At 70.4% G+C, this 22,436-nt stretch carries 20 protein-coding genes; 6 read left to right on the top strand and 14 right to left on the bottom strand.

The features are described 5' to 3' along the window. The first annotated feature begins 733 nt into the window (after nucleotides 1-733). Nucleotides 734-1,936 (top strand): amino acid deaminase/aldolase, encoded by a 1,203-nt coding sequence (locus ACFWP7_RS12130; protein ID WP_384380061.1) that lies wholly within the window; start codon nucleotides 734-736, stop codon nucleotides 1,934-1,936. Nucleotides 1,937-1,955: 19 nt separating this feature from the next. On the opposite strand, the gene ACFWP7_RS12125 is transcribed toward ACFWP7_RS12130, so the two are convergent. From ACFWP7_RS12125 to ACFWP7_RS12110, 4 genes are all read right to left on the bottom strand, one after another. After that, on the bottom strand, nucleotides 1,956-2,846 hold the full coding sequence (locus ACFWP7_RS12125; RefSeq protein WP_384380245.1) for a DUF2510 domain-containing protein: 891 nt from the start codon (nucleotides 2,844-2,846) through the stop codon (nucleotides 1,956-1,958). 65 nt (nucleotides 2,847-2,911) lie between these two features. Continuing rightward, complete coding sequence (locus ACFWP7_RS12120; RefSeq protein WP_384380058.1) at nucleotides 2,912-3,703, bottom strand: 3-oxoacyl-ACP reductase; 792 nt, start codon at nucleotides 3,701-3,703, stop codon at nucleotides 2,912-2,914. Further along, nucleotides 3,700-5,079: an aldehyde dehydrogenase family protein gene (locus ACFWP7_RS12115; protein WP_384380055.1), complete on the bottom strand. Its 1,380-nt coding sequence runs from the start codon at nucleotides 5,077-5,079 to the stop codon at nucleotides 3,700-3,702. Before ACFWP7_RS12115 ends, ACFWP7_RS12120 begins: the two co-directional genes overlap by 4 nt. Before the next feature lie 8 nt (nucleotides 5,080-5,087). Next, nucleotides 5,088-6,458, bottom strand: a complete 1,371-nt coding sequence (locus ACFWP7_RS12110; protein ID WP_384380052.1) for a glutamine synthetase family protein — start codon at nucleotides 6,456-6,458, stop codon at nucleotides 5,088-5,090. A 77-nt stretch (nucleotides 6,459-6,535) separates the two neighbouring features. On the opposite strand from ACFWP7_RS12110, the gene ACFWP7_RS12105 reads away from it, so the two are divergent. Beyond that, nucleotides 6,536-7,273, top strand: coding sequence for a FadR/GntR family transcriptional regulator (locus ACFWP7_RS12105; RefSeq protein ID WP_384380049.1), 738 nt, complete (start codon nucleotides 6,536-6,538; stop codon nucleotides 7,271-7,273). 49 nt (nucleotides 7,274-7,322) lie between these two features. Continuing rightward, nucleotides 7,323-8,006, top strand: a complete 684-nt coding sequence (locus ACFWP7_RS12100) for a gamma-glutamyl-gamma-aminobutyrate hydrolase family protein (RefSeq protein WP_384380046.1) — start codon at nucleotides 7,323-7,325, stop codon at nucleotides 8,004-8,006. Here ACFWP7_RS12100 and ACFWP7_RS12095 read toward each other — a convergent pair. Further along, nucleotides 7,975-8,937 carry a phosphotransferase family protein gene (locus ACFWP7_RS12095; RefSeq protein WP_384380043.1) on the bottom strand — a complete coding sequence of 321 codons (963 nt, stop codon included), beginning with the start codon at nucleotides 8,935-8,937 and terminating at the stop codon, nucleotides 7,975-7,977. The two genes, ACFWP7_RS12100 and ACFWP7_RS12095, sit on opposite strands and share 32 nt — an antisense overlap. Nucleotides 8,938-9,164: 227 nt before the next feature. After that, nucleotides 9,165-10,082 (bottom strand): LysR family transcriptional regulator, encoded by a 918-nt coding sequence (locus tag ACFWP7_RS12090; protein WP_384380040.1) that lies wholly within the window; start codon nucleotides 10,080-10,082, stop codon nucleotides 9,165-9,167. 70 nt (nucleotides 10,083-10,152) lie between these two features. On the opposite strand from ACFWP7_RS12090, the gene ACFWP7_RS12085 reads away from it, so the two are divergent. Then, nucleotides 10,153-11,313: a TDT family transporter gene (locus tag ACFWP7_RS12085; RefSeq protein ID WP_384380037.1), complete on the top strand. Its 1,161-nt coding sequence runs from the start codon at nucleotides 10,153-10,155 to the stop codon at nucleotides 11,311-11,313. Here ACFWP7_RS12085 and ACFWP7_RS12080 read toward each other — a convergent pair. The 6 genes from ACFWP7_RS12080 to ACFWP7_RS12055 form a co-directional block, all read right to left on the bottom strand. Further along, nucleotides 11,240-11,959, bottom strand: a complete 720-nt coding sequence (locus tag ACFWP7_RS12080; RefSeq protein ID WP_384380034.1) for a helical backbone metal receptor — start codon at nucleotides 11,957-11,959, stop codon at nucleotides 11,240-11,242. The two genes, ACFWP7_RS12085 and ACFWP7_RS12080, sit on opposite strands and share 74 nt — an antisense overlap. Further along, nucleotides 11,959-12,756: a class I SAM-dependent methyltransferase gene (locus tag ACFWP7_RS12075; protein ID WP_384380031.1), complete on the bottom strand. Its 798-nt coding sequence runs from the start codon at nucleotides 12,754-12,756 to the stop codon at nucleotides 11,959-11,961. Before ACFWP7_RS12075 ends, ACFWP7_RS12080 begins: the two co-directional genes overlap by 1 nt. Before the next feature lie 110 nt (nucleotides 12,757-12,866). Next, complete coding sequence (locus ACFWP7_RS12070; RefSeq protein ID WP_384380028.1) at nucleotides 12,867-13,445, bottom strand: helix-turn-helix domain-containing protein; 579 nt, start codon at nucleotides 13,443-13,445, stop codon at nucleotides 12,867-12,869. A gap of 149 nt (nucleotides 13,446-13,594) precedes the next feature. Beyond that, the gene (locus tag ACFWP7_RS12065) at nucleotides 13,595-14,566 is read right to left on the bottom strand and encodes a hypothetical protein (protein WP_384380026.1); all 972 of its coding nucleotides are present in this window, start codon (nucleotides 14,564-14,566) and stop codon (nucleotides 13,595-13,597) included. A 157-nt stretch (nucleotides 14,567-14,723) separates the two neighbouring features. Next, nucleotides 14,724-17,333 carry an ABC transporter permease/substrate binding protein gene (locus tag ACFWP7_RS12060; RefSeq protein ID WP_384380023.1) on the bottom strand — a complete coding sequence of 870 codons (2,610 nt, stop codon included), beginning with the start codon at nucleotides 17,331-17,333 and terminating at the stop codon, nucleotides 14,724-14,726. Next, a complete protein-coding gene (locus tag ACFWP7_RS12055) occupies nucleotides 17,326-18,405 on the bottom strand; it encodes a glycine betaine/L-proline ABC transporter ATP-binding protein (protein ID WP_384380020.1) in 1,080 nt (359 codons plus the stop codon). The genes ACFWP7_RS12060 and ACFWP7_RS12055 overlap by 8 nt, the downstream gene beginning before the upstream one ends. Nucleotides 18,406-18,605: 200 nt before the next feature. Between ACFWP7_RS12055 and ACFWP7_RS12050 the strand changes: the two genes are divergently transcribed. Next, complete coding sequence (locus ACFWP7_RS12050) at nucleotides 18,606-19,535, top strand: 5'-3' exonuclease H3TH domain-containing protein (RefSeq protein ID WP_384380242.1); 930 nt, start codon at nucleotides 18,606-18,608, stop codon at nucleotides 19,533-19,535. A 62-nt stretch (nucleotides 19,536-19,597) separates the two neighbouring features. Continuing rightward, complete coding sequence (locus tag ACFWP7_RS12045) at nucleotides 19,598-20,434, top strand: siderophore-interacting protein (protein ID WP_384380017.1); 837 nt, start codon at nucleotides 19,598-19,600, stop codon at nucleotides 20,432-20,434. 71 nt (nucleotides 20,435-20,505) lie between these two features. Here ACFWP7_RS12045 and ACFWP7_RS12040 read toward each other — a convergent pair whose 3' ends face one another. Next, the gene (locus tag ACFWP7_RS12040) at nucleotides 20,506-21,282 is read right to left on the bottom strand and encodes an ABC transporter permease (protein WP_384380014.1); all 777 of its coding nucleotides are present in this window, start codon (nucleotides 21,280-21,282) and stop codon (nucleotides 20,506-20,508) included. After that, nucleotides 21,279-22,292, bottom strand: a complete 1,014-nt coding sequence (locus ACFWP7_RS12035) for an ATP-binding cassette domain-containing protein (protein WP_384380011.1) — start codon at nucleotides 22,290-22,292, stop codon at nucleotides 21,279-21,281. The genes ACFWP7_RS12040 and ACFWP7_RS12035 overlap by 4 nt, the downstream gene beginning before the upstream one ends. Nucleotides 22,293-22,436: the final 144 nt, after the last annotated feature.

Below are 22,436 nucleotides of genomic sequence, written 5' to 3'. Positions count from 1 at the left end.
ACGCTGACCAGCCGTCGGACGCTGACCGGCCGTCGGTCGCTGCTCCGGGCTCGGCGGATGACCGGGCCTCGGGGGCTGGCCGGCCCTCGGGGGCTGGTCGGGAGTCCGCAGCCGGTCCGGCCTGGACGGCTGGTTCGACCTCGGCGGCTGACCGGACATCGAGGGCTGACCGAACATCGGGGACTGACCAGACGTCGGCGGCCCGTCCGGCCTCTGTGGTTGGCCGGACGTCGCAGGACCGGACGTCGGTGCCTGGTTCGGGGGCGGTGAGTGGTCCGAGCTCGGAGGCTGGTCCGGAGTTCGCAGGTTGTCCGGAATCGAAGGCTCGTCCGGGGTTTGCGGGTTGTCCGGAGTCGGCGGCCGGTTCGGGTGGGGAGGGGTTGCCGGGCGAGGTGGGGCCGGCGGGCGTGGGGGAATTGAGGCGCGGCGCGCTTCCGTGCTCATGCACCCCCCGTTCCCTCGTACCCGGGCCATCGGCTCGCCTCGGAGCTCTTCCGGGCCGTCGTAGCTGTTGCGGGGAGGGCGTCCGTCCGGGTCGCCCGCCACGGGCACGCATACCCGCACCGGGGGGCCGTCACCCCGGGCGCACCCCGCCCGGGCAAGGTCGTTCCTCCCTGCGTGCGCGTCACTCTACGGGTTGACGTGGGCCCGAAGGGAACCAGTCCGCAGGCCCGGGGGATCTGCCCGGATCGTCCCCCTACCCAGCGGTAATCCCGTCTGGCAGGCTTCGGTCATGACTGCCCGCGCCGCAGACCGGGCCCGCTACGACCGGGCCACCGCTCACCTCGACGCCCCTCTCGCGATCGTGGACCTGGAGGCCTTCGACGCGAACGCGGACGATCTCGTCCGCAGGGCCGGTGGCAAACCGGTCCGCGTCGCCAGCAAATCCGTCCGCTGCCGCGCCCTGCTCGAACGCGTCCTCGCGCGGGACGGCTTCGCCGGAATCATGTCCTTCACCCTTGCCGAGTCGATCTGGCTGGCCCGCTCCGGCTTCGAGGACATCCTGCTCGCCTACCCGTCCGCCGACGCCTTGGGCTTCGCCGAGCTGGCCTCCGACCCCAAGCTCGCCGCCGCCGTGACCGTCATGGTCGACGACCCGGCCCAGCTCCACCTCATCGACGAGGCACGCCGGGGCGGCACCGAAGTCGTGCGTGTCTGCCTGGAGTTGGACACCTCACTCCAGCTGCTCGGCGGGCGGGTCCGCGTCGGCGCCCTCCGTTCGCCGCTGCGCTCCCCCGACCAACTCGCCGAGATGGCCCGTACGGTGACCCGGCGCCCCGGGTTCAAGCTCGTGGGGATCATGGCGTACGAGGGTCATATCGCCGGCGTCGGCGACTCGGTCGACGGGCGGCCCTTCCGTTCGCGTGCCGTCCGCCTGATGCAGGCCACGGCCCGCAAGGAACTCGTCCAGCGGCGTGCCGAGGTCGTCCGCGCCGTCCGGGCCGTGGAGCCCGACCTGGAGTTCGTCAACGGCGGCGGCACCGGCAGCGTGCAGCACACGGCGGCCGAGGACGCGGTCACGGAGATCGCGGCCGGGTCGGGACTGTACGTACCGCGGCTCTTCGACAACTACACCTCGTTCAGCGGGCGACCGGCCGCGCTCTTCGCCCAGCCCGTCGTTCGTCGCCCGGGCGTCGGAATCGTGACCGTCCTCGGTGGCGGCTACCCGGCCTCGGGCGCCGCCGGTCCCGACCGGCTGCCCGTGCCCTATCTCCCTGAGGGGCTGAAGTACGACCCCCAGGAGGGTCCGGGCGAGGTGCAGACTCCGCTGATCGGCGCCCCCGCGGACGACCTGCTCATCGGCGACAAGGTGTGGTTCCGGCACGCCAAGGCCGGGGAGCTGTGCGAGCGGTTCGACACCCTCCAGCTGGTGGCGGGCGACTCGGTGACGGCGGCCGTCCCGACGTATCGCGGGGAGGGGCAGACCTTCCTCTGACGCCCCGGGCGTCCAGCGTCTACTGGGACGGGCCGATGCTGCTGCCCACGCCCCCACCGGTGTCCGCGTCGTCCACCGGCCGGATCCCCTTGGTGATGCGGTCCATGTCGGACAGCGGCGGCCCGTCCCCACCCGCGTCGAAGGCGAAGCGGACGATGACCAGCGCCTCAGAACCCACGCTGGACGGAAACGCCAGCGACTGCACGTAACCCCCGGGCCCCGCGGCGGTCTTGACCTGCCAGCGCACGAAGTACCCGGCACGCCCGGCGACGGCGACCGGACCCGCCTTCACCTCTTTGTGGGAGTCGATGCCGTGGTAGGGGCGCCGGTCGAGGAGGTCTCGGTCGTACGCCCTGTCCGCCGCGTCCCCGATGTCCTTCCGGGCGAGGGCTTCCGGGGACTTCTCGTCGTCCCCGGTGACCGTGCGCGAGATGACCCGTCCGTGGTGGCAGAGACCGGGGTCGCCGGGGCAGTCGTACGTCCCCGGAGTGGTCATCACGACATCGTCCTCGACGACGTTCTCCGGCCCCTCCCAGCCGTCGAGCAGCGGAAGGGTGATGCCGTTGAGCTCGTCCACGACGAACGCCGGATCGTCGGTCGGCGACTCGGAGGGGGCCGGCTCGGGCTGCGACGGGGCGGTCGGCGCCGTGTTGGTCGCCGCGTCGGCGGTGTCGTCGTTCCGGCCGAGGAGTACGGCGCCTGTGACGATCGAGGAGACCAGCACGGCTCCGGCGACGACGAGGGCGACGGCCTTGGCACGCCCGGAGCTCCCGTCGGGGAACTCCGGCCCCGCCAAGGGCTGTTGGAGCGCCTCGGGCTGACGCCGGTGGTCGGTCCACGCGGTCCCGTCCCACCAGCGCTCGACGAGCGGGTACGACGGGTCGCGGTACCAGCCGGGCGGAGGCGTCATGCTCATCCCGGCACTCTAGGACGTACGTCGAAGATCAGTACACGGTGTCCGGCCCACGGCGTCCGCTACAGCGGCGTGACGTACGCGCCCGAGATTCCGCCGTCCACCAGGAAGTCGCTGGCGTTCACGAAGGAGGAGTCGTCGCTGGCGAGGAACGCGACCGCCGCGGCGATCTCGTCCGCCTCCGCGAACCGGCCGACCGGGATGTGCACGAGCCGGCGTGCCGCCCGCTCGGGGTCCTTGGCGAACAGCTCCTGGAGCAGCGGGGTGTTGACCGGCCCGGGGCACAGGGCGTTGACCCGGATGCCCTCCCTCGCGAACTGCACGCCCAGTTCACGGGACATGGCCAGCACACCGCCCTTGGAGGCCGTGTACGAGATCTGCGAGGTCGCCGCGCCCATCCGGGCCACGAAGGACGCCGTGTTGATGATCGAGCCCTTGCCCTGGCGCCGCATGTAGGGGATCGCGGCCTTGCAACACAGGTAGACGGAGGTGAGGTTGACGTCCTGGACCCGCTTCCAGGCCTCAAGTCCCGTCTCCAGGATGGAGTCGTCGTCGGGCGGTGAGATGCCCGCGTTGTTGAAGGCGATGTCGACGGAGCCGTAGGTGTCGTATGCCGTCCTGAAGAGGGCTTCCACCTCCTCGGGGTCGGTGACGTCGACCTTCACGAAGATCCCGCCGACCTCCTCGGCGGCCGCCTTGCCGCTCGTCTCGTCGACGTCGCCGCAGACGACATGGGCGCCCTCGGAGGCGAGCCGACGTGCGGTGGCAAGGCCGATGCCGCTGCCCGCGCCGGTGATGACGGCGGTACGGCCGACCAGGCGGCGGCAGATGATGTCAGGGGTGTCTGCGGTCACTGTGCGGGGCCCTCCGTGCTGATGAAGACGTTCTTGGTTTCGGTGAAGGCGGTGAGGGCGTCCGGGCCGAGTTCGCGGCCGATCCCCGACTGCTTGAAGCCGCCGAACGGGGTCCAGTAGCGGACGCTGGAGTGGGAGTTGACGGACAGGTTCCCGGCGCGGACGGCCCCCGAGACGCGTAGGGCGCGGCCGACGTCACGGGTCCAGATGGAGCCGGACAGGCCGTACTCGGTGGCGTTGGCGAGCCGGACCGCGTCCGCCTCGTCCTCGAAGGGGAGGACGACCGCGACCGGACCGAAGACCTCCTCGACGGCCACGCGCGCGTGGGGCTCGACATCGGTGAGGACCGTGGGCGGGAACCAGAAGCCCGGCCCCTCGGGGGCCTTGCCGTGGATGCCGGGCGCGTCGGCGGCGACGTACGAACGTACGCGTTCCAGCTGCACCTTGGAGATCAGCGGGCCCATCTGGGTGCGCTCGTCGGACGGGTCGCCGACGACGACGGACGCGACGGCCGGGGCGAGGAGTTCGAGGAAGCGGTCGTACACGGAGCGCTGGACGAGGATGCGGGTGCGGGCGCAGCAGTCCTGGCCGGAGTTGTCGAGGAAGGACATCGGGGTGGCCGCCGCGGCGGCCTCGATGTCGGCGTCGGCGAAGACGATGTTCGGGCTCTTGCCGCCGAGTTCGAGAGTGACGCGCTTGAGAAGGGCCGAACCCCTTGCCAACACCTGTTTGCCCACGGCGGTTGACCCCGTGAAGACGATCTTCGCGACGCCGGGGTGCTCGACCAGCGCGTTGCCCGCGACGGGACCCGAGCCCGGGAGCACCTGGAAGAGATGTTCGGGAAGACCGGCCTCCAGGCCCAGTTCGGCCAGCCTCAGAGCCGTCAGAGGCGTCGTCTCGGCGGGCTTGAGGATGACCGCGTTCCCGGCCGCGAGGGCCGGTGCGGTGCCCCAGGCGGCGATCGGCAGGGGGAAGTTCCAGGGGGCGATGATCCCGACGACGCCGAGCGGTTCGAGGATGGTGATGTCCAGGCCGCCGGAGACCGGGATCTGGCGGCCGGTCAGCCGCTCCACTCCCCCGGCCGCGTAGTCGAGCAGATCACGGACGTTGCCCACCTCCCAGCGGGCGTTGCCGATGACGTGACCGGCCTCGCGGACCTCCAACCGGGCCAGTTCTTCGAGGTGTTCGTCGACGACGACGGCGAAGCGGCGCAGCAGCCGGGCCCGCTCGCCCGGAGCGAGGGCGGCCCATCGGGCCTGTGCCTTTCCCGCCCGTACGACGGCGGCGTCGACGTCCTCCGCAGTGGCGCCTGGGACGGTGGCGATGACCTCCTCGGTCGCCGGGTTGAGTACCTGGAGCTCATGCTCGTGCGACAAGGAGGGCCTCACAGACGTTCGAAGGAGCGGCGCAGCTCCCAGTCGGTCACCGCGGCGTCGAAGGCGTTCAGCTCGACGCGCGCCATGTTCAGGTAGTGCGCGACCACCTCGTCGCCGAAGGCGGCCCGGGCGATGGGGCTGTTCTCCCAGAGCTCGGCGGCCTCGCGAAGGGTGGTGGGGACGTGGTCGTACTCGGCGGCGTACGCGTTGCCCGCGCACGCGTCCGGCAGCTCCAGCTTCTGCTCGACGCCGTACAGGCCGGCCGCGACGAGTCCGGCGACGGCCAGGTGCGGGTTGACGTCACCGCCGGGGAGCCGGTTCTCGAAGCGCATCGAACGGCCGTGGCCGACCACACGGAGGGAGCAGGTGCGGTTGTCGTAACCCCAGGCGACGGCGGTCGGGGCGAAGGAGCCCGGCTGGAACCGCTTGTAGGAGTTGATGTTCGGGGCGTAGAGGAGCGAGAAGTCGCGGAGCGCGGCGAGCTGCCCGGCGAGGAAGTACCGCATGGTCTCCGACATGCCGCCCGGGTCGTCGGAGGAGCCGGCCATCACGTTCGTGCCGTCCTTGTCCGCGAGCGAGAGGTGGATGTGGCAGGAGTTGCCCTCGCGCTCGTTGTACTTCGCCATGAAGGTGAGCGAGACGCCCTCCTGAGAGGCGATCTCCTTGGCGCCGGTCTTGTAGACGGCGTGCTGGTCACAGGTCACGAGGGCCTCGTCGTACTTGAAGGCGATCTCGTGCTGGCCGGGGTTGCATTCGCCCTTGGCCGATTCGACGATGAGGCCCGCCGCCTGCATGTCGTTGCGGATACGGCGCAGCAGCGGCTCGATCCGGCCCGTCCCCAGCACCGAGTAGTCGATGTTGTACTGGTTCGCCGGGGTGAGGTCGCGGTAGTGCGCGTCCCAGGCCTGCTCGTAGGTGTCCTTGAAGACGATGAACTCGAGCTCCGTGCCGACCTGGGCGGTGAGGCCGAGTTCGGTGAGGCGGTCGAGCTGGCGGCGCAGGATCTGGCGGGGCGCTGCCACCACCGGGGAGCCGTCGTTCCAGGCGAGGTCGGCGATGAGCAGCGCCGTGCCCTCGTTCCAGGGCACCCGGCGGAGCGTGCTCAGGTCGGGGTGCATGGCGAAGTCGCCGTATCCCCGCTCCCAGGAGGACATCTCGTACCCGTCGACCGTGTTCATCTCGGTGTCGACGGCAAGGAGGTAGTTGCAGCCCTCCGTGCCGTGTTCGAGGACGTCGTCGAGGAAGAAGCGCGCGGCGAACCGCTTGCCCTGGAGCCGTCCCTGCATGTCGGGGAAGGCCAGGACGACCGTGTCGATCTCGCCGCCCGCGACCAGGCTGCGCAGGTCCTCGACGGTGAGCGGGGGTGTGCGGTCTGCCACCGGAAAAGCCTCCTTGGGTCAGCCGAGAGTCATAAGGTATTGCTGAGAACCATTGCTTGGGAAGGGGGCGCGACGAGATGACCTGGGCGGAAACCGACGGCGGGGCGGACGACCGGCTGACGCCGGTGCTGCGGCCGGTCCGGGCGGGCAACGGTTTCGAGGAGGCGCTGGAGCAGATCCTCCAGGTCGTCCGGCTCGGTCTGGTGCCGGGCGGTGAACGGCTGCCCGCCGAGCGGGAGTTGGCGGAGCGGCTCGGGATCAGCCGGGTGACGCTGCGCGAGGTGCTGAAGGTGCTCCAGGACCAGGGACTCGTCGAGTCGCGGCGCGGCCGGTACGGCGGCACGTTCGTGCTGCCGAGGGCCGACGCTCCCGGCGAGCACGAGCTGCGGCGCCGGGTCGCCGAGGTCGACATCGAGGACGTACTGCGCTTCCGCGAGGTCCTTGAGGTGGGCGCGGCCGGCCTGTGCGCGACGCACGGCCTCGACGACGAGCAGGCCGGCCGGCTGCGCGAGGCCCTCGCCCGCACCCAGGACGCTCCGCTGGCCGACTACCGCCGCCTGGACACCAGGCTCCACCTCACCCTCGCCGAACTGTGCGGCTCCCCTTCGCTCATCGCCCAGTACGCGGCCGTACGCGCCTCCGTGAACGACCTCCTCGACTGCATCCCGCTCCTCGTACGGAACCTGGAGCACTCCCAGCTGCAGCACGGCGCGCTGGTCGAGGCGGTCCTCGACGGGGACGCGGACGGGGCGCGGGAGATGATGCGGGAGCACTGCGGAGGGACGGCGGCACTGCTTCGGGGGTTCCTGACGTGAGGCCCGCGCAAAGGTATGCGGATATTCCATTGAGTGCGGAGGAGGCAGCGTGGGCGGCAGGCCGCTGATCGGTGTGAGTACGTATCTGGAGTCCAAGGCGCGCTGGGGCGTGTGGGAGCTGGAGGCGGCGTTGTTGCCGGTCGGCTATCCGCGGCTCGTGCAGCGGGCCGGCGGGCTTGCCGTGCTGCTGCCGCCGGACGATCCGGCGTGCGCCGCGGAGGTCGTCGCCCGCCTCGACGGGGTCGTCGTCGCCGGTGGGCCGGACGTCGATCCCACCCGCTACGGCGCCGAGCGCTCGCCGCGCACCGGGCCGCCCGCTCCGGAGCGCGATGCCTGGGAACTCGCCCTGATCGAGGCCGCGTTGGCCTCCGGCACGCCGCTCCTCGGCATCTGCCGGGGCATGCAGCTCCTCAACGTCGCCCTGGGCGGGACGCTCGTCCAGCACCTCGACGGTCACGTGAAGGACGTCGGCGTGTTCGGGCGCCACGACGTGACTCCCGTGCCGGGGAGTGTGTACGCCGGTCTCGCGCCGGAGCCGGTCGCCGTGCCGACGTATCACCACCAGGCGGTGGATCGGGTCGGGGCGGGGCTACTGGCCTCCGCCCACGCGGTGGACGGGACGGTGGAGGCCATCGAACTTCCCGGCCCCGGTTGGGTGTTGGGGGTTCAGTGGCATCCGGAGATGGGGGAGGATCTGCGGGTCATGCGGGGGCTGGTCCAAGCCGCTTCCTGAGCCATTCGAGTGCGGCGTCGCCCTGCGCGCGCTGGAAGGGGCGCAGGGTCGGCAGACCCGGGGGCGGTGGTTGCCGGGACTGCTGGATGAAGAAGCCCGCCAGGGCCGCCAAAGTGGCGGTGATGCCTTCGGGGTCGGCGCCGCTGCCCAGCGGGTGGGTGGCGAACACCGATTCCGGGTCCGGGCCGCCCTGGGCGCGGACGCACGGCAGCATCACCAGCAGGTCGAACCAGGGCGCTGCCCTCGTGGCGTGCGGCCAGTCGACGAAGACCACCCGACGGTCAGCCGTGAGAAGCAGGTTGTCCGCGCGCAGATCGCTGTGCGCGAGGGTCTCGCCCCCGGCGAAGTCGCCCCAGGGAGCGGCGAGTTCGGCCAGCTCGTGCAGACGAACCGCGGTCCACGGGTCGAGGCCGTCGCCGGTGTCGCCCGCGTCGATCATGTGCTGCCAGCCGCGGAAGGAATGCACCATGGCTTTCGTCACCGGTGGCGCGTCCACCGGTGACGGGGTGAGCGTGCGGCTCAGCTCGCCCACGGCGTCCAGGACCAGCCTCAACTCGGTTGCGCGCCACGGGACATGTGGCTGGCGGCCCTCGACGTCCTCTAAGACGAGGGCAACCCAGGTGCCGTCGTCGTAGGTGCCGAGGAGGCGGGGTGCGGGGGTGTCGGACGGCAGTGCGGCGGCGTTTCTCGCCTCCCTGCGGTGGAGTTCGGGGCTTTCGGGGTTCAGGTCGGCGCTGACCGCCTTCACGAACGCGCGTTGGTGGTCTGCCGTGGCGACGCGGGCTGCTACACCGGGTGAGAAACCGCCGGGCTGCGTGACCGCCTCGGTCACGGGGGCACCGAGCAGCCGCGCGACTGCGTCGCGAACTGGTTGGGGCAGGTCTCCCCAAGGGGTGCGGACGCCTGCGGCGGGCGGAGCGGTCGGGGTCATGTCCCGCATGGTGCGGGGGTGCGCTGGAGAGCGCCAGCGGTTTTTTGCCCCCTCCGCCCCTACCCTCCCCCAGCCTCGGCTTCGCTCGACCGGGGACCCCCCATCGTCCCTGGGGGCTGCCGCCCCCAGACCCCCGGCATCGGCCTGAACGGCCTCGTCCTCAAACGCCGGACGGGCTGACACGGGGGCGAGCTGCGTCCATCAGCGGCTCCGCCGCGGGCACCCCCTCAAACCCCCCGCGTCAACGACAACAGATCCCGCGCCGGTCCCGTAGGCCGATGCCCCGTGGGCCACACCGCCCGCAGGGACCGCCGCAGTTGGACGTCGGACAGCGGAATACTGACCAGCCGGTGGGCGGAGAGTTCCTCGCCGAGGGCCAGTTCGCTCAGGACGGCGGGCCCCGCGCCACTGACGACCGAGGCCTTGACCGCCGTGGTGGAGGACAGCTCGATGAGCGGACGGGCAAGGCCGCCGAGGGCCGCGTCCAGGACCTGCCGGGTGCCCGACCCCTCCTCACGGAGGATGAGTGGCGTCGCCGCCAACTCCGCCGCGGCCAGAGGCGATCGACGACGCGCCCACGGATGGTCCGGCGCCGTCACCACGATCAGCCGGTCATGGGCGATGACCACCGAGTCGAGGCCGGCCGGCACGGACAGCCCCTCGACGAAACCGAGGTCGGCCTCGTCGGCGAGGAGACGCTCGGCGACGACCGCAGAGTTGCCGGCGAGGAGGGACACCGCCGTGTCAGGGCGCTGCGCGCGAAGCGCGATCAGCCAGCCCGGCAGCAAATACTCGGCGATCGTCATGCTCGCCGCGACACGCAACCGCGAGTCCCGCCGGTCCCGCAACGCGTGCGCCCCCACGTCGAACGCCTCGGCCGCCTCCACCACCCGCCGCGCCCAGTCCGTGACGAGCGCCCCGGCGTCGGTGAGGCGCGACCCGCTCGGTGAGCGGTCGACGAGGGCGACGCCCAGCTGGCGTTCCATCGAGCGGATCCGACCGCTGGCGGCTGGCTGGCTGATCCCCAGTTCCCGCGCGGCCCGGCCCAGACTTCCCAGCCGGGCCACCGCGAGCAACAGCTCCATCGCCCCCAGATCCGGCACCCGGTGCGCGATCCCCGTCCGCTCCTCAGCCTTACCACTCATAATCCCAGCTTATGTCCTCATAGGGCCGTACTCCCTGGTGGGCAGCGCATCGCGGCGGGACCTTGGAAGCATGGTCACCACAGTCCAGCCCGCCACGGCGTTCCCCAAGGCCGGTACCCGGCACGGCACCACCCTCCGGTACCTCGGCCCGAACTGGTACGCCTCGGTGATGGGCACCGCGATCGTGGCCACGGCGGGCGCCGGACTCCCCGGGGCCGTGCCGGGCCTGCGGACCGTCTGCGCCACGGTGTGGGCGCTGTCGCTGGCGATGCTCGTGGTCCTGCTCGCCGCCCGGGCCCTGCACTGGACGCACCATCGCGAGCAGGCGCGCGCCGGCTTCCTCGATCCGGCGACGGCCCCGTTCTACGGCTGTCTGGCCATGGCCCTGCTGGCCGTGGGCGGCGGCACCCTGGTCGTGGGCCAGGACTGGATCGGCCTGGAGGCGGCGGTCGCGCTGGACGCGGTCCTGTTCGGCGCCGGTACGGTCATCGGCCTGACCTGCGCCGTGGCCATCCCTTACCTCATGGTGGTCCGGCACCGGATCGAACCCGGGCAGGCGAGCCCTGTATGGCTGCTCCCCGTCGTCGCCCCGATGGTGTCCGCGGCCCTCGGCCCGCTCCTGGTCCCGCATCTCCCGGCCGGCCAGGCGCGGGAGGCCCTCCTCCTCGGCTGCCTCGCGATGTTCGGGCTGAGCCTGCTGGCCACCTCGCTGATGCTGCCGCTGATCTTCGCCCGGCTGATCACCGGTGGCCCGCTGCCGCTCGCCCTGACTCCGGCCCTGTTCCTGGTGCTCGGTCCCCTGGGCCAGTCCACGACCGCGGTCGGCAAGTTCGCGGACGTCGCGCCCGGCGTGGTGCCCGCCCCGTACGCCCAGGGTTTCAGCGATCTCGCCGTCCTCTACGGCGTCCCCGTGATGGGTTTCGCGCTGCTCTGGCTCGCCCTTTCCGCCGCGCTGGTACTGCGCGCCCGCCGCCGCGGCATGGGTTTCACGATGACGTGGTGGGCGTTCACCTTCCCGGTGGGGACCTGTGTCACCGGCGCGGAGGGCCTGGCGCGGCACACCGGTCTCGTCGCCTTCGACGTCCTCGCGGTCGCCCTGTACATCCTGCTCGTGGCCGCCTGGTCGGTGGCAGCCGTCCGCACGGCCCGCGGCCTTGTCAGCGGCGAGCTGCTCGCAGCGCCTCGCCCAGCAGCCGCGGAGCCTGCGCCAACGAGGGGCCGTACCAGGTGAGCAGGCGACCGTCGACGAGCGCGCAGGGCACCCCCTCGAACACCTCGGGTCCGTCGTCGGCGGTGAAGCGGTACGGCTCGTCCGGCAGGACCACGAGTTCGGGGGCCGCCGCCTTGAGCTCGGGCAGCGGGATGCGCGGATAACGTTCCTCGTGGTGCGCGTACAGGTTGTCCACGCCCAGGCGCGCCAGCACATCTCCCGCGAAGGTGTCACGGCCGAGGACCATCCAGGGCCGCCGCCAGACGGGCACGAGCGCGGTCGTACGACGGTCCGGAACCGGCGGGTCCTGCCAGGCGCTCTCCGCCTCGTCGAGCCATCGCGGCCGGGCCTTCGCGCCGCACGCGCCCAGCACCCGCCCCAACTCGCGAATGGCCTCCGGCACGTCCCGCACCTCGGTGACCAGGACCTCGATGCCCGCCGTGCGCAAGGCCGTCAGGTCGGGCTCGCGGTTCTCCTCCTCGTTGGCGACGACCAGGTCGGGGGCGAGCTCGACGATCCTGTCGACCTTGGGGTTCTTGGTGCCGCCGATCCGTGCGACGTCGAGGTCCGCCGGGTGGCTGCACCAGTCGGTCGCGCCGACCAGGGCGCCGGGCAGGGAGACGGCCACGGCCTCCGTCAGCGACGGTACGAGAGACACGACACGCATCACGGGCGCCTCCCCCACGTCGTGATCAGCGGATAGGAGTTGACCGCGAACGCCGGGTCGTCCAGGAGGCGCAGACAGCGGTCCAGCTGCTCCTCGGTCAGGCCCTCCTCGACCAACCGGCCCTCCAGTTGGCGCATATTGACCTGGTGCAGCCGGGAGCCGGGCGAGCCGCCGCGCCAGGACTCGGCGTACGTGGACGACGCCACGCCGACGAGCCCCACCCCGCGCAGTGCCGCGTACGCGTGCAGCCCCCAGTGGATGTCGGCGCCCGCCCGCGTGACGACGCCCATGACCGCGTCGTGCATCTTCTCGAACAGTTCGGCCGCCCCTGGCCAGGGTGACGCGAGCACGGGGACATACCCGCAGTCGAACTCGTCGAGGACCAGTGACCCTCCGGGCCGCAGCGCCCGCACCAGCCGGTCGAGGGCCGCCAGACGCTCGGGCACGTGCAGCAGGACGAGCCGGGCGTGGATGAGGTCGAACTCGTCCTCCGGCAGCTCGTCCGTGCTGATGTCGTGCCGCAGGACGTGCAGGTTGCCGCGCTCGGGGAGGCCGTCCATCCAGCGCGGTTCGATGTCGGTGACGAGGACGGAGCCGGTCGGGCCGACCCGGTCGGCGAGCCAGCCGGCGACGGAGCCACCACCTCCGCCCAGCTCCAGGCAGCGCATTCCCGCGCCGACGCCCAGCTCGGTGAGGCGCGCGAAGGTCACCGGGTCGTAGCAGGTCTCCAGGGCGTCGAAGCGCCCGCCGGCGTGCTCAGAGGTGTTGTCGAAGGCGTAACCGGAGGTACCGGACATGCAGTCAGTATCGCAGCGGCACCCGGAACCGGGACCGTTCACGGACAGATCAGCCCCGGCGTCAGCGGCGCCCGGAACCGGGACCGTTCACGGACAGATCAGCCCCGGCGTCAGCGCCTGCCGAAGTTGTGGCGGTCCTCCACCGCGTCGATGTGGTCGGCGACCTCGACCACGATCACACGGGTGTCCGGCACGGTCGCCCGCCACCGGTGCCGCACGCCGCCGGTCAGATACATGGTGTCGCCGCGCCCGAGGCGATGGGCACGGCCCTCCGCCTCGACCTCGACGGCGCCGTCGACGACGTACATCAACTTGTCGTTGCGGAGCTGGAGTTCACGCCCCTCGTCGTGGTCGCCGGTGAATTCGGTGGCGTGCAGCTGGTGGTGACCGCGCACCAGGGGGCGCACCCGTGCGTCGGGGGCGTACTCGGCGGCTTCCGCGCGCACGACATCGACGCTGCACGCCGGGTCGGCCGCGGCGAGCAGTTCCACGGCGGTGGTGCCGAGCGCGTCGGCGACTCTCTCCAGGGAGCTCTTGCTGGGCCGGGCACGCTCGTTCTCGACCTGGCTGAGAAAGGGCACCGACAGGCCGCTGCGCTCGGCCACGACGGCGAGGGTGAGGTCCAGGGCACGGCGGCGGCGCCGTACTGCCGCGCCCACCCGAAGGGGTTGTTCTTTGTGGTCGCCCATCGCTTCGGCTCCCTCCCTTGCGTCGTCGGTCCCTACTACAGCAAGCGCTTCGGTCCACTACTTCTGAAGAGTTGTTTGCACCCTACGCATGTTCGGCAAACCGTTTCACGCACCCGTCACATCGTTGACACGCAGAAGGAGGGTGAGGGTTACAGTTCGCGCCAATAGAGGAGCTGGCCCGCTTCGCCGGGCGCCGCGCCCTCGCTCGGGACGAAAAGGCTGACCAGCAGGGCCGGATGCCCCTGCGGGTCGGTGAGAAGGGTCGCCGTCGGGTTGGCGAAGGCCCGGCTGCCGCCATGGGTGCGCAGAGTCAGCCGTTCGGCCCGTCCGGTCGCCGGATCGTAGGCATACGTCCGCCAGCTCCCGAAGTCCTCGCGCCACCGCTGCCCCTCTATCAACACCAGCTCCGCTCCCCCGAGTTCGAGGGACGAGCGGTCACCGATGTTTCCGCTGTTCCCCCAGCCCTCCAGCGCCCGGTCAAGGCGCTGGTCGGGCTCGGCCCGCCAGGTCGTGAAGTCCGTAAGGGTGGCCCGGAGTTGGCGGTCGGTGTCGCATCCCGCCCGGTAGTGGCCGGTGAGTTCCACCGTGCCGTCCTGCACGGAGGTGATGTCCGGCGTGCCCTCGGCGCAGCGCGAGAGGGTGCGCGGCGCGTCGTAGGCGTGGTCGGCGTCCCCGGCCAGCAGGGCGGCGAGATCGGCGTAGCCGCGTACGGCGATGTGGTTGTCCGGATCCTTCTCGTACGCCAGTACGTACCCACCGGCGCCGTCGGCGGCGAGTGTGGGCTGACTGGTGCCCGCGCCGAAGTCGTGGCGGCGGGTCCAGGTCAGCAGATCCGTGGAGGTGGCGACGGCCGAGTGGAAGCGACCGTCGGCGAGGGGCGAGTGGTAGACGGCGAGATAGGTGCCGTCCGGTGCCTGGGTGATCTCCGCGGAGTCCATGGTGTGGCCGGAGTCGTCGCGCAGGTCGTACGCATACCCGTCGGCGTCACGCACGTCGCCGGCCAGGGACTCCAGCCGCGCCGTGACGGCGGACGGGGGCTCCGCGTGCGCGCTCGGCGGCACAGCCGTCAGCAGCACCACGAGGAGGCCGACGAGGCGGCCGGGGCGGAGCAGGGATCGCACGGGGGTCTCACAGGAACGCAGGGAGGAGGGGAGCCGAGCGTACGGACGAGTCGCGGGCTCCGGGAACTCCGCGAGGGGTGGCCTTCGCCACACGGGACACGCGACCCGCGCGACGAAGATCCACCCCTCGCCGAACCACCTGGGAACTCCTTGCGGACTACTGCGGAGTCATCCGCTCCACCATGTCCGGGTGCTCCTTCAGCCACGCGGTCACGGCGTCCTCCTCATGTCCCTGGCCCTGATCCTTGATCTCGGCCTCCAGGCTGCCGAGTTCACTCTCGCTCATCCTGAAGTTCTTGATCCACTCGGTGAGCTGCGGATACTGCTCCGGGAAGTTCTTGCTGGAGATCGTCCGGATCGTGTTGCCCTCGCCGAACAACTTCTTGTCGTCCGCGAGCTTGGTGAGCTCGTACTCGCTGTACGCCCAGTGCGGCGACCACAGGACGACCGCGACGGGTTCCTTCTTGGCGTACGCGCGCTTCAGCTCGGCCAGCATCGCGGGCGTGGAGCCGTCGACGACCTTGTACTCCTTGTCCAGGCCGTAGCCGGGCAGCACCTTCGTCTTGAGCAGGTTCATCTCGCCGGTGCCCGGCTCGATCCCGATGATCTTTCCGCCGAAGGTGCTGCCCTTGCCCTTGAGATCCGCGAGGGACTTGACGTCCTTCACGTACGAGGGGACGGCGATCTCCAGGGAGGTCGGTTCGTACCAGGTGCCGAGGTCTCTCAGGTCGTTCTTGTGCTGATCCCAGTAGTTGGACTGGGCGTACGGCAGCCAGGCGTCGAAGTTGAGGTCGAGGTCACCGGAGGCCAGTCCCGTGTAGACGGGGCCGACGTCCATCTGCTTCAGGTTCATCGTGTAGCCGCGCCGCGCCAGGACGTTCTTCCACAGATAGGTGACGGCGACGTCCTCGTCCCAGGGGAACCAGGCGACGTCCAGCGCACGCTTCGTCTCGGCACTGGCCGTGGTGGTCTTGACCGGGGCCAGCTTGTCGACGAGCCCGGGGTTCTTCTTCAGCCAGGCGCGCACGGCGTCCTGCTGCTTGCCCTGGCCGGCCTTGTTGATCTCCGACTCGAGGCTGGTGAGCTGCTGCTCGGTCATCTTGAAGTTCTTGAGCCAGTCGCCGACGACCGGGTTCTCCTGGGCGAAGCCCTTGCGGGAGAGCGTGTGCACACCGTCGCCCGAGCCCCAGGCGCCCTTCGGGTCCTTGAGCTTCTTCAGGTCGTAGTCGCTGTACGCCCAGTGCGGCGACCACAGGGTGACGACGACGGGTTCCTTCTTGGCGTACGCGCGCTTCAGCTCGGCCAGCATCGCGGGCGTGGAGCTGTCGACGACCTTGTACTCCTTGTCGAGCCCGTACTCCTTGAGGACCTTGGTCTTGAGGAGGCTCATCATTCCGGCGCTGGACTCGATGCCGGTGATCTTGCCGCCGAACTCGTCGGCCTTGCCCTTGAGGTCCGCCAGGGAGTTGATGTCCTTCATGTACGAGGGGACGCTCAGCTCCAGCGACGTCGGTCCGTACCAGGAGCCCAGGTCGTCGAGGTCCTTGCCGTACTTCTTCCAGTACTGCTCGTGGGTGGTCGGCAGCCAGGAGTCCGTCTCGAAGTCGATGTCGCCCTGGGCGAGGGAGGTGTAGAGGGGGCCTGCGTCGAGCTGCTTCGTCTCTACCTCGTAGCCGCGCTCCTCCAGGATCTCCTGCCACAGGAAGGTGGAGGCGACGCCCTCGTCCCACGGGATGTAGCCGATGCTGATCTTCTTGCCCTGGCCTACGTCCTTGCCGTCGGCGGCGGTGGACGTGGAATCCGTACCGCCGAAGATCCCCATGCCGCCCGCGACCAGCGCGAGCACGACGACGCCGACGACGGCCACGACCGGCCGGGGCCGGTAGGTCCAGAGCTTCAGGCCCTGCGCGGCCCGCAGCCTGGCGGCGCTGCGGCGGCCGAGCGGCGAGACCTGGGTGCCCAGCGCGCTGGTCATCCGGTCGAGGTAGATCGCCAGGATGACGATGGCGACGCCCGCCTCGGAGCCGAGGCCGACGTTCAGCTGGCCGATGGCCTGGTTCACGTCGCCGCCGAGGCCGCCGGTGCCGACCATGCCGGCGATGGCGGCCATGGACAGGCCCAGCATGATGACCTGGTTGACGCCCGCCATGACGCTCGGCAGGGCCAGCGGCAGCTGGATGCGCAGCAGGGTGTCGCGCGGGGTGGTGCCGAACGCGTCGGCGGCCTCGACCAGGTCCTTGTCGACCTGGCGGATGCCCAGCTCGGTCATGCGGACGCCGGGGGCCAACGCGAAGATCAGGGTGGCGACCATGCCCGCGGGGGCGCCGGTGCCGAAGAACAGGATGGCCGGGATGAGGTAGATCATCGCGGGCAGCGTCTGCATGAAGTCGAGCACGGGCCGGACGACGCTGCTGACCCGGTCCGAGCGCGCCGCCCAGATGCCCACGGGCACCGATATGACGAGGGCGATGACGGTCGCCACGAGGACGAGCGAGAGGGTCACCATCGCGTCGTCCCACAGTTCGAGGGAGTCGATGAAGGCGAATCCCACGAAGGTGAGGACACCGGCGGAGGTGCCGCGCAGCCAGAACGCGATCACGGCGAGGATGGCCGCGAGGAGGAGCGGTTCGGGGGCCTGGAGGACGGCGTTGACGCCGTCGTAGGCACCGTCGAACACGGTCTTGAGGAAGTCGAAGAACCACGCCATGTGGTTGAGCAGCCAGTCGACGGTGTCGTTGACCCAGTCACCGAACGGAATCCTAGGCACCGGCCTTCACCGCCTCGTCGCGCGGCGTGACACAGGGGACCGGGGGCCCCTGCTCATCGCCCAGGTAGCCGACGAGCCGCTGTCTCGCGACGACACCGACCAGCTTCTGTTTCTTGTCGAGTACCGCGACGGCGTGCGGCACACGGGCGCTGATCGCGCAGAGTTCGTTGAACGGCGTGTCGGACGTGGCGGTCTCGCAGGCACAGTTCGCCTCGTCGCCGTTCAGGTCGGTGTCCATGACGGACTCCGCGGTCAGCACGCGGGAACGGTCGACGTCCTGGGTGAAGGAGGCGACGTAGTCGTCCGCGGGGCGCACCAGGATGTCCTCGGCGGTGCCTATCTGGACGATACGGCCGTCCCGCATGACGGCGATCCGGTCGCCGAGCCGCATGGCCTCGTTGAGGTCGTGCGTGATGAAGACGATGGTCTTCTTGAGCTTCTTCTGGAGTTCGATCAGCTGGTCCTGCATGTCGCGGCGGATCAGCGGGTCGAGGGCGCTGAACGACTCGTCCATCAGCAGCAGGTCGGCGTCGGTGGCGAGCGCGCGTGCCAGGCCCACGCGCTGCTGCATACCGCCGGACAGTTCGTCGGGCCAGGACTTCTCCCAGCCCGCGAGGCCGGCCAGTTCCAGGGCCCTGGTGGCGCGCTCGTTGCGCTCGGCGCGCGGCACGCCCTGCACTTCCAGGCCGTACGCCGCGTTCTCACGGACGCTGCGGTGCGGAAAGAGCGCGAAGTGCTGGAAGACCATGCTGATCTTCCTCGCCCTGACCTCGCGCAGTTCGCGGGCGCTGAGCTGCGTCAGGTCCTGACCGTCGAAACGCACATGGCCGCCGGTCGGCTCCAGCAGTCCGTTGAGCATGCGCAGCAACGTCGACTTTCCGGAACCGGACAGGCCCATGACGACGAAGGTCTGGCCGGGCTCCACCGTGAAGGAGACATCGATCACCGCGGCGGTGGTGCCGTCGGCCCGGAGTTCCTCACGGTCCGCTCCCTGATGGAGCCGCTCCATCGCCTCTTCGGGTCGTCTGCCGAACACCTTGTACAGGTGCTCGGCTTCTAGCCTGGATGACACGTGTGCCTCTCGTCGGGACAGTTTGAGCGCTTCGACGGTGGAGCGCTTGAACGGTTGATCCGCTGAACGTCGGTCGAACGACGGTTGAAGACGCAACCGGCTTTGTTCAGAGGCGGCGCCTTCCCCCGCTTATGCGGAGCAAACACAAGAGTGGTTCAGGTCACTGTCTGAGGCAGTCGCTGTCAGTGCCGTACGGCATGATGCGAGACGTGACCAGACGCCTGATGCTCCTCGACACCGCCTCCCTGTACTTCCGGGCCTATTTCGGGGTTCCCGATTCGGTGAAGGCCCCGGACGGCACGCCGGTGAACGCCGTGCGCGGGCTGCTGGAGTTCATCGACCGCCTGGTCAAGGACCACCGCCCCGACGATCTGGTGGCCTGCATGGACGCGGACTGGCGCCCGCAGTGGCGGGTCGACCTCATCCCGTCCTACAAGGCGCACCGCGTCGCCGTGGAGACCGAGACAGGACCGGACGAGGAGGAGGTGCCCGACACCCTGTCCCCGCAGGTGCCCGTCATCGAGGACGTCCTCGACGCGCTGGGCATCGCGCGCGTGGGAGTGGCGGGCTATGAGGCGGACGACGTGATCGGCACGTTCACCGGACGCGCCACCGGCCCGGTCGACATCGTCACCGGCGACCGCGACCTGTACCAACTGGTCGACGACAAGCGGGAGATCCGCGTCCTCTATCCCCTCAAGGGCGTCGGCCTGCTTCAACTCACCGACGAGGCATGGCTGCGCGAGAAGTACGGCGTCGACGGCCCGGGGTACGCGGATCTGGCGCTGCTGCGCGGCGACCCCAGCGACGGACTGCCCGGTGTCCCCGGCATCGGGGAGAAGACGGCGGCCAAGCTGCTCGCCGAGTTCGGTGACCTGGCAGGAATCATGGCGGCGGTGGACGACCCGAAGGCCAGGCTGACTCCCTCGCAGCGCAAGCGCCTCGACGAGTCACGACCGTACGTCGCCGTGGCGCCCACGGTTGTCAAGGTCGCCGGTGACGTCCCCCTGCCGGACGTCGACACCGCGCTGCCGCACGCGCCGCGCAACCCGGCCGCGCTGGACGAACTGGCCGTACGGTGGGGTTTGGGCGGTTCGTTGCAAAGGTTGCTCTCGACTCTTCAGGTTTGAGGTGTTAACTGGAGAGAGGTGCTAGCTTAGGTAAGCCTTAGCTCGCTGAATGGGAGGCCGTCATGGCAGAGCGTCCGGAACGCAGGACTCCGAAGCCGCACACCGCGCGGGTCGTGCGGACCGAGCGACTGACCCCGCACATGCAGCGGGTCGTCCTCGGCGGCGAGGGCCTCGCCGAGTTCACCGCGGGCTCCAGCACCGACCATTATGTGAAGCTGCTGTTCGGCGTGGAGGGCGTCACCTACCCCGAGCCCTTCGACATGAAGGTCATCCGCGAGGAGTTCCCGCGCGACCAGTGGCCCGTGACCCGCACGTACACGGTGCGCCACTGGAACCCCGAACACCGCGAACTGACCCTCGACTTCGTGGTGCACGGCGACGAGGGCCTCGCCGGGCCCTGGGCTGCGAACGTCCAACCGGGCGAGCTCGTACGGTTCAACGGCCCCGGCGGCGCGTACGCCCCCGACGCGAGCGCGGACTGGCATCTGCTCGCCGGTGACGAGAGCGCGCTGCCCGCGATCGCGGCCGCTCTGGAGGCGCTGCCCGCGGGCTCCGTGGCCCACGCCTTCGTGGAGATCTCGGACCCCGACGAGGAGCAGAAGATCGACTCCGATGTGGACGTCGTCTGGCTGCACCGGGGAGAGCGGCCCGTCGGCGAGGCGCTCGTCGAGGCCGTACGCGCCCTGGAGTTCCCCGAGGGCCGGGTGCACGCGTTCGTGCACGGCGAGGCGGGCTTCGTGAAGGAGCTGCGCCGACTGCTGCGGGTCGAGCACGAGTTCCCGCGCGAGGACCTGTCGATCTCCGGCTACTGGCGGCTCGGGCACAACGAGGACGGCTGGCAGGCGTCGAAGCGGGAGTGGAACGCGCAGGTGGAGGCGGAGCAGGAGACGTCCGCCTGACCGCAGGCAGACATGCACGGCGGAAGGCGGCCACGCGTCACGCGAGGCCGCCCCCTGACGTTCCGGTCGCGTCACACCGACCGTTGGTATGACCTGAACGTCCGGATCGACAGCCACACCGCGACGATCGCCAGTGCGAGCAGCGCACCTCCCCGGCTGATCACGTCACTCCAGTTGGGGTTCGCGGACAGTGCCGAACGCCCCGCGACCATGGCCCAGTTGAGCGGATTGAAGTCGGCGATGTGCCGCATCCAGCCCGGCATCTGGGACGGCGCCATGAACGCCGAGGACAGGAACGTCAGCGGTAGCAGCAGGAATGTGTTGATGCCGATGATCGACTCACGCTCCCGGACCAGCATGCCCAGCGCGTTGGACAAGGCCCCGAAGACCGTGCCGAGCAGTACGGAGGCGACGACCAGGATCGCGACGCCGCCGATCCCGCCCGGGTAGTCCGCGCCGCCCAGCAGCCCGAGCAGCACGATGATGACCGACTGCAGGGCGGTCACCAGACCGTTGTTGACGACATTGCCGTTCATCAGGGCCGCCCGGCTGACGGGCGTGGTCAGGAAGCGGTTGAGCGTGCCCCGTTGGATCTCGTCGAGCGTGGTCATGCCCGCCCACATGTTGGAGCTGAGCGCGCTCATCACGACCACCCCGGGGACGAGGTAGTCCAGATACGAGGTGGTGCCGAAGCCGCCCAGCTCGACGACCTTCTTGAAGAGGTTGCCGAACAGGAACAGCCAGACCACCGGCTGGATCAGCGTGATCAGCAGGAACGCCGGCTGCCGCACGAACACCATGAGCTGCCGCTGGGTCATGTACCAGGTCTGGGAGACGGCTGTGCTCATCGCGCACCTCCGGTGAGGACGAGGCCCTCGGTACCAGGCGCTTCCGCCTCGGAGTAACGGCGGCCCGCGTAGCGGAGGTAAACGTCGTCGAGGGAGGGCCGCGCGACGGTCGCGGTGGCGACACCGACCCCGGCGCGGTCAAGTGCCGCAAGGAGTGCGGGCATCGCGGCCGCGCCGTCGTCGGCGCGGACACTGATGCGGCGACCGTCCACCAGCGCTTCGTGCACACCGGGCAGGCCGGTCAGCGCACCGCTCAACAGCGTACGACCGGCTTCGCCGACCGCTTCTCGCAACTCCAAGTGGACGGCGTCGCCGCGGAGTTCGCCCTTGAGGGCGTCGGGTGTGCCCTCGACGACCACCCGGCCGCGGTCGACGATCGCGATGCGCTCGGCGAGCCGGTCGGCCTCTTCGAGGTAGTGCGTGGTGAGCAGGATGGTCAGGCCCTCATCCCCGGCGAGGCGGGCGATCTCGTCCCACATCGCGGTGCGCGCCTCGGGGTCGAGGCCGGTGGTGGGTTCGTCGAGGAAGAGCACCTCGGGACGGTGGACCAGGCCGAGGGCGACGTCGAGGCGCCGCTGCATGCCACCCGAGTAGCCCTTGACCGGACGCTTCGCCGCGTCCGCGAGCTTGAAGCGGTCGAGCAGCTCGTCCACCCGGCGGTCGAGGCCGGCGCCTTTCAACCCGTAGAGCCTGCCCTGGAGTTGAAGGTTCTCCCGGCCCGTCGCCACTGGGTCGGCGCCCGAGCTCTGGGCAACCACACCGATCGCGCGGCGCACCCGGTCCGGGTGGCGCAGCACATCGTGGCCGGCGACGGTGGCAGTGCCCGAGTCGGGGCGGGCCAGGGTGGTAAGGATCTTGACGGTGGTGGACTTGCCGGCGCCGTTCGGGCCGAGCAGTCCGAAGACGGTGCCTGCCTCGACGGTGACGTCCATGCCGCGCAACGCGGTGACATCACCGGGATAGGTCTTGATCAGCTGACGCGCCTCCACTGCGGGCGCACGGGTATTCATGACGACTGCTCTCCTTGTGAGCGGCTGACAACACATCCGCAGGCAGCGGATGTGGACCGATCCGCGTGAAGAGCGCCGGGCTATCCTGGGTGTGCCGCACCTCGATCGCCTGGCCTGCCTCACCGCGGGTCCGGTCCGGGGTTC

It is taken from the genome of Streptomyces sp. NPDC058470, assembly GCF_042721055.1.
In the GTDB taxonomy this organism is placed as follows: Bacteria; Actinomycetota; Actinomycetes; order Streptomycetales; family Streptomycetaceae; genus Streptomyces.
Note: the sequence above shows the minus strand (reverse complement) of the source record. Positions and strands in the feature narration are given on the sequence as shown.

Excerpts from the sequence above, each read along its gene's own strand:
- ACFWP7_RS12130 (WP_384380061.1), top strand. The coding sequence starts at position 734 with ATGACTGCCCGCGCCGCAGACCGGGCCCGCTACGACCGGGCCACCGCT.
- ACFWP7_RS12125 (WP_384380245.1), bottom strand. The coding sequence starts at position 2,846 with ATGACGCCTCCGCCCGGCTGGTACCGCGACCCGTCGTACCCGCTCGTC.
- ACFWP7_RS12105 (WP_384380049.1), top strand. The coding sequence starts at position 6,536 with ATGACCTGGGCGGAAACCGACGGCGGGGCGGACGACCGGCTGACGCCG.
- ACFWP7_RS12095 (WP_384380043.1), bottom strand. The coding sequence starts at position 8,937 with ATGACCCCGACCGCTCCGCCCGCCGCAGGCGTCCGCACCCCTTGGGGA.
- ACFWP7_RS12090 (WP_384380040.1), bottom strand. The coding sequence starts at position 10,082 with ATGAGTGGTAAGGCTGAGGAGCGGACGGGGATCGCGCACCGGGTGCCG.
- ACFWP7_RS12085 (WP_384380037.1), top strand. The coding sequence starts at position 10,153 with ATGGTCACCACAGTCCAGCCCGCCACGGCGTTCCCCAAGGCCGGTACC.
- ACFWP7_RS12080 (WP_384380034.1), bottom strand. The coding sequence starts at position 11,959 with ATGCGTGTCGTGTCTCTCGTACCGTCGCTGACGGAGGCCGTGGCCGTC.
- ACFWP7_RS12075 (WP_384380031.1), bottom strand. The coding sequence starts at position 12,756 with ATGTCCGGTACCTCCGGTTACGCCTTCGACAACACCTCTGAGCACGCC.
- ACFWP7_RS12070 (WP_384380028.1), bottom strand. The coding sequence starts at position 13,445 with ATGGGCGACCACAAAGAACAACCCCTTCGGGTGGGCGCGGCAGTACGG.
- ACFWP7_RS12050 (WP_384380242.1), top strand. The coding sequence starts at position 18,606 with ATGCGAGACGTGACCAGACGCCTGATGCTCCTCGACACCGCCTCCCTG.
- ACFWP7_RS12045 (WP_384380017.1), top strand. The coding sequence starts at position 19,598 with ATGGCAGAGCGTCCGGAACGCAGGACTCCGAAGCCGCACACCGCGCGG.
- ACFWP7_RS12040 (WP_384380014.1), bottom strand. The coding sequence starts at position 21,282 with ATGAGCACAGCCGTCTCCCAGACCTGGTACATGACCCAGCGGCAGCTC.
- ACFWP7_RS12035 (WP_384380011.1), bottom strand. The coding sequence starts at position 22,292 with ATGAATACCCGTGCGCCCGCAGTGGAGGCGCGTCAGCTGATCAAGACC.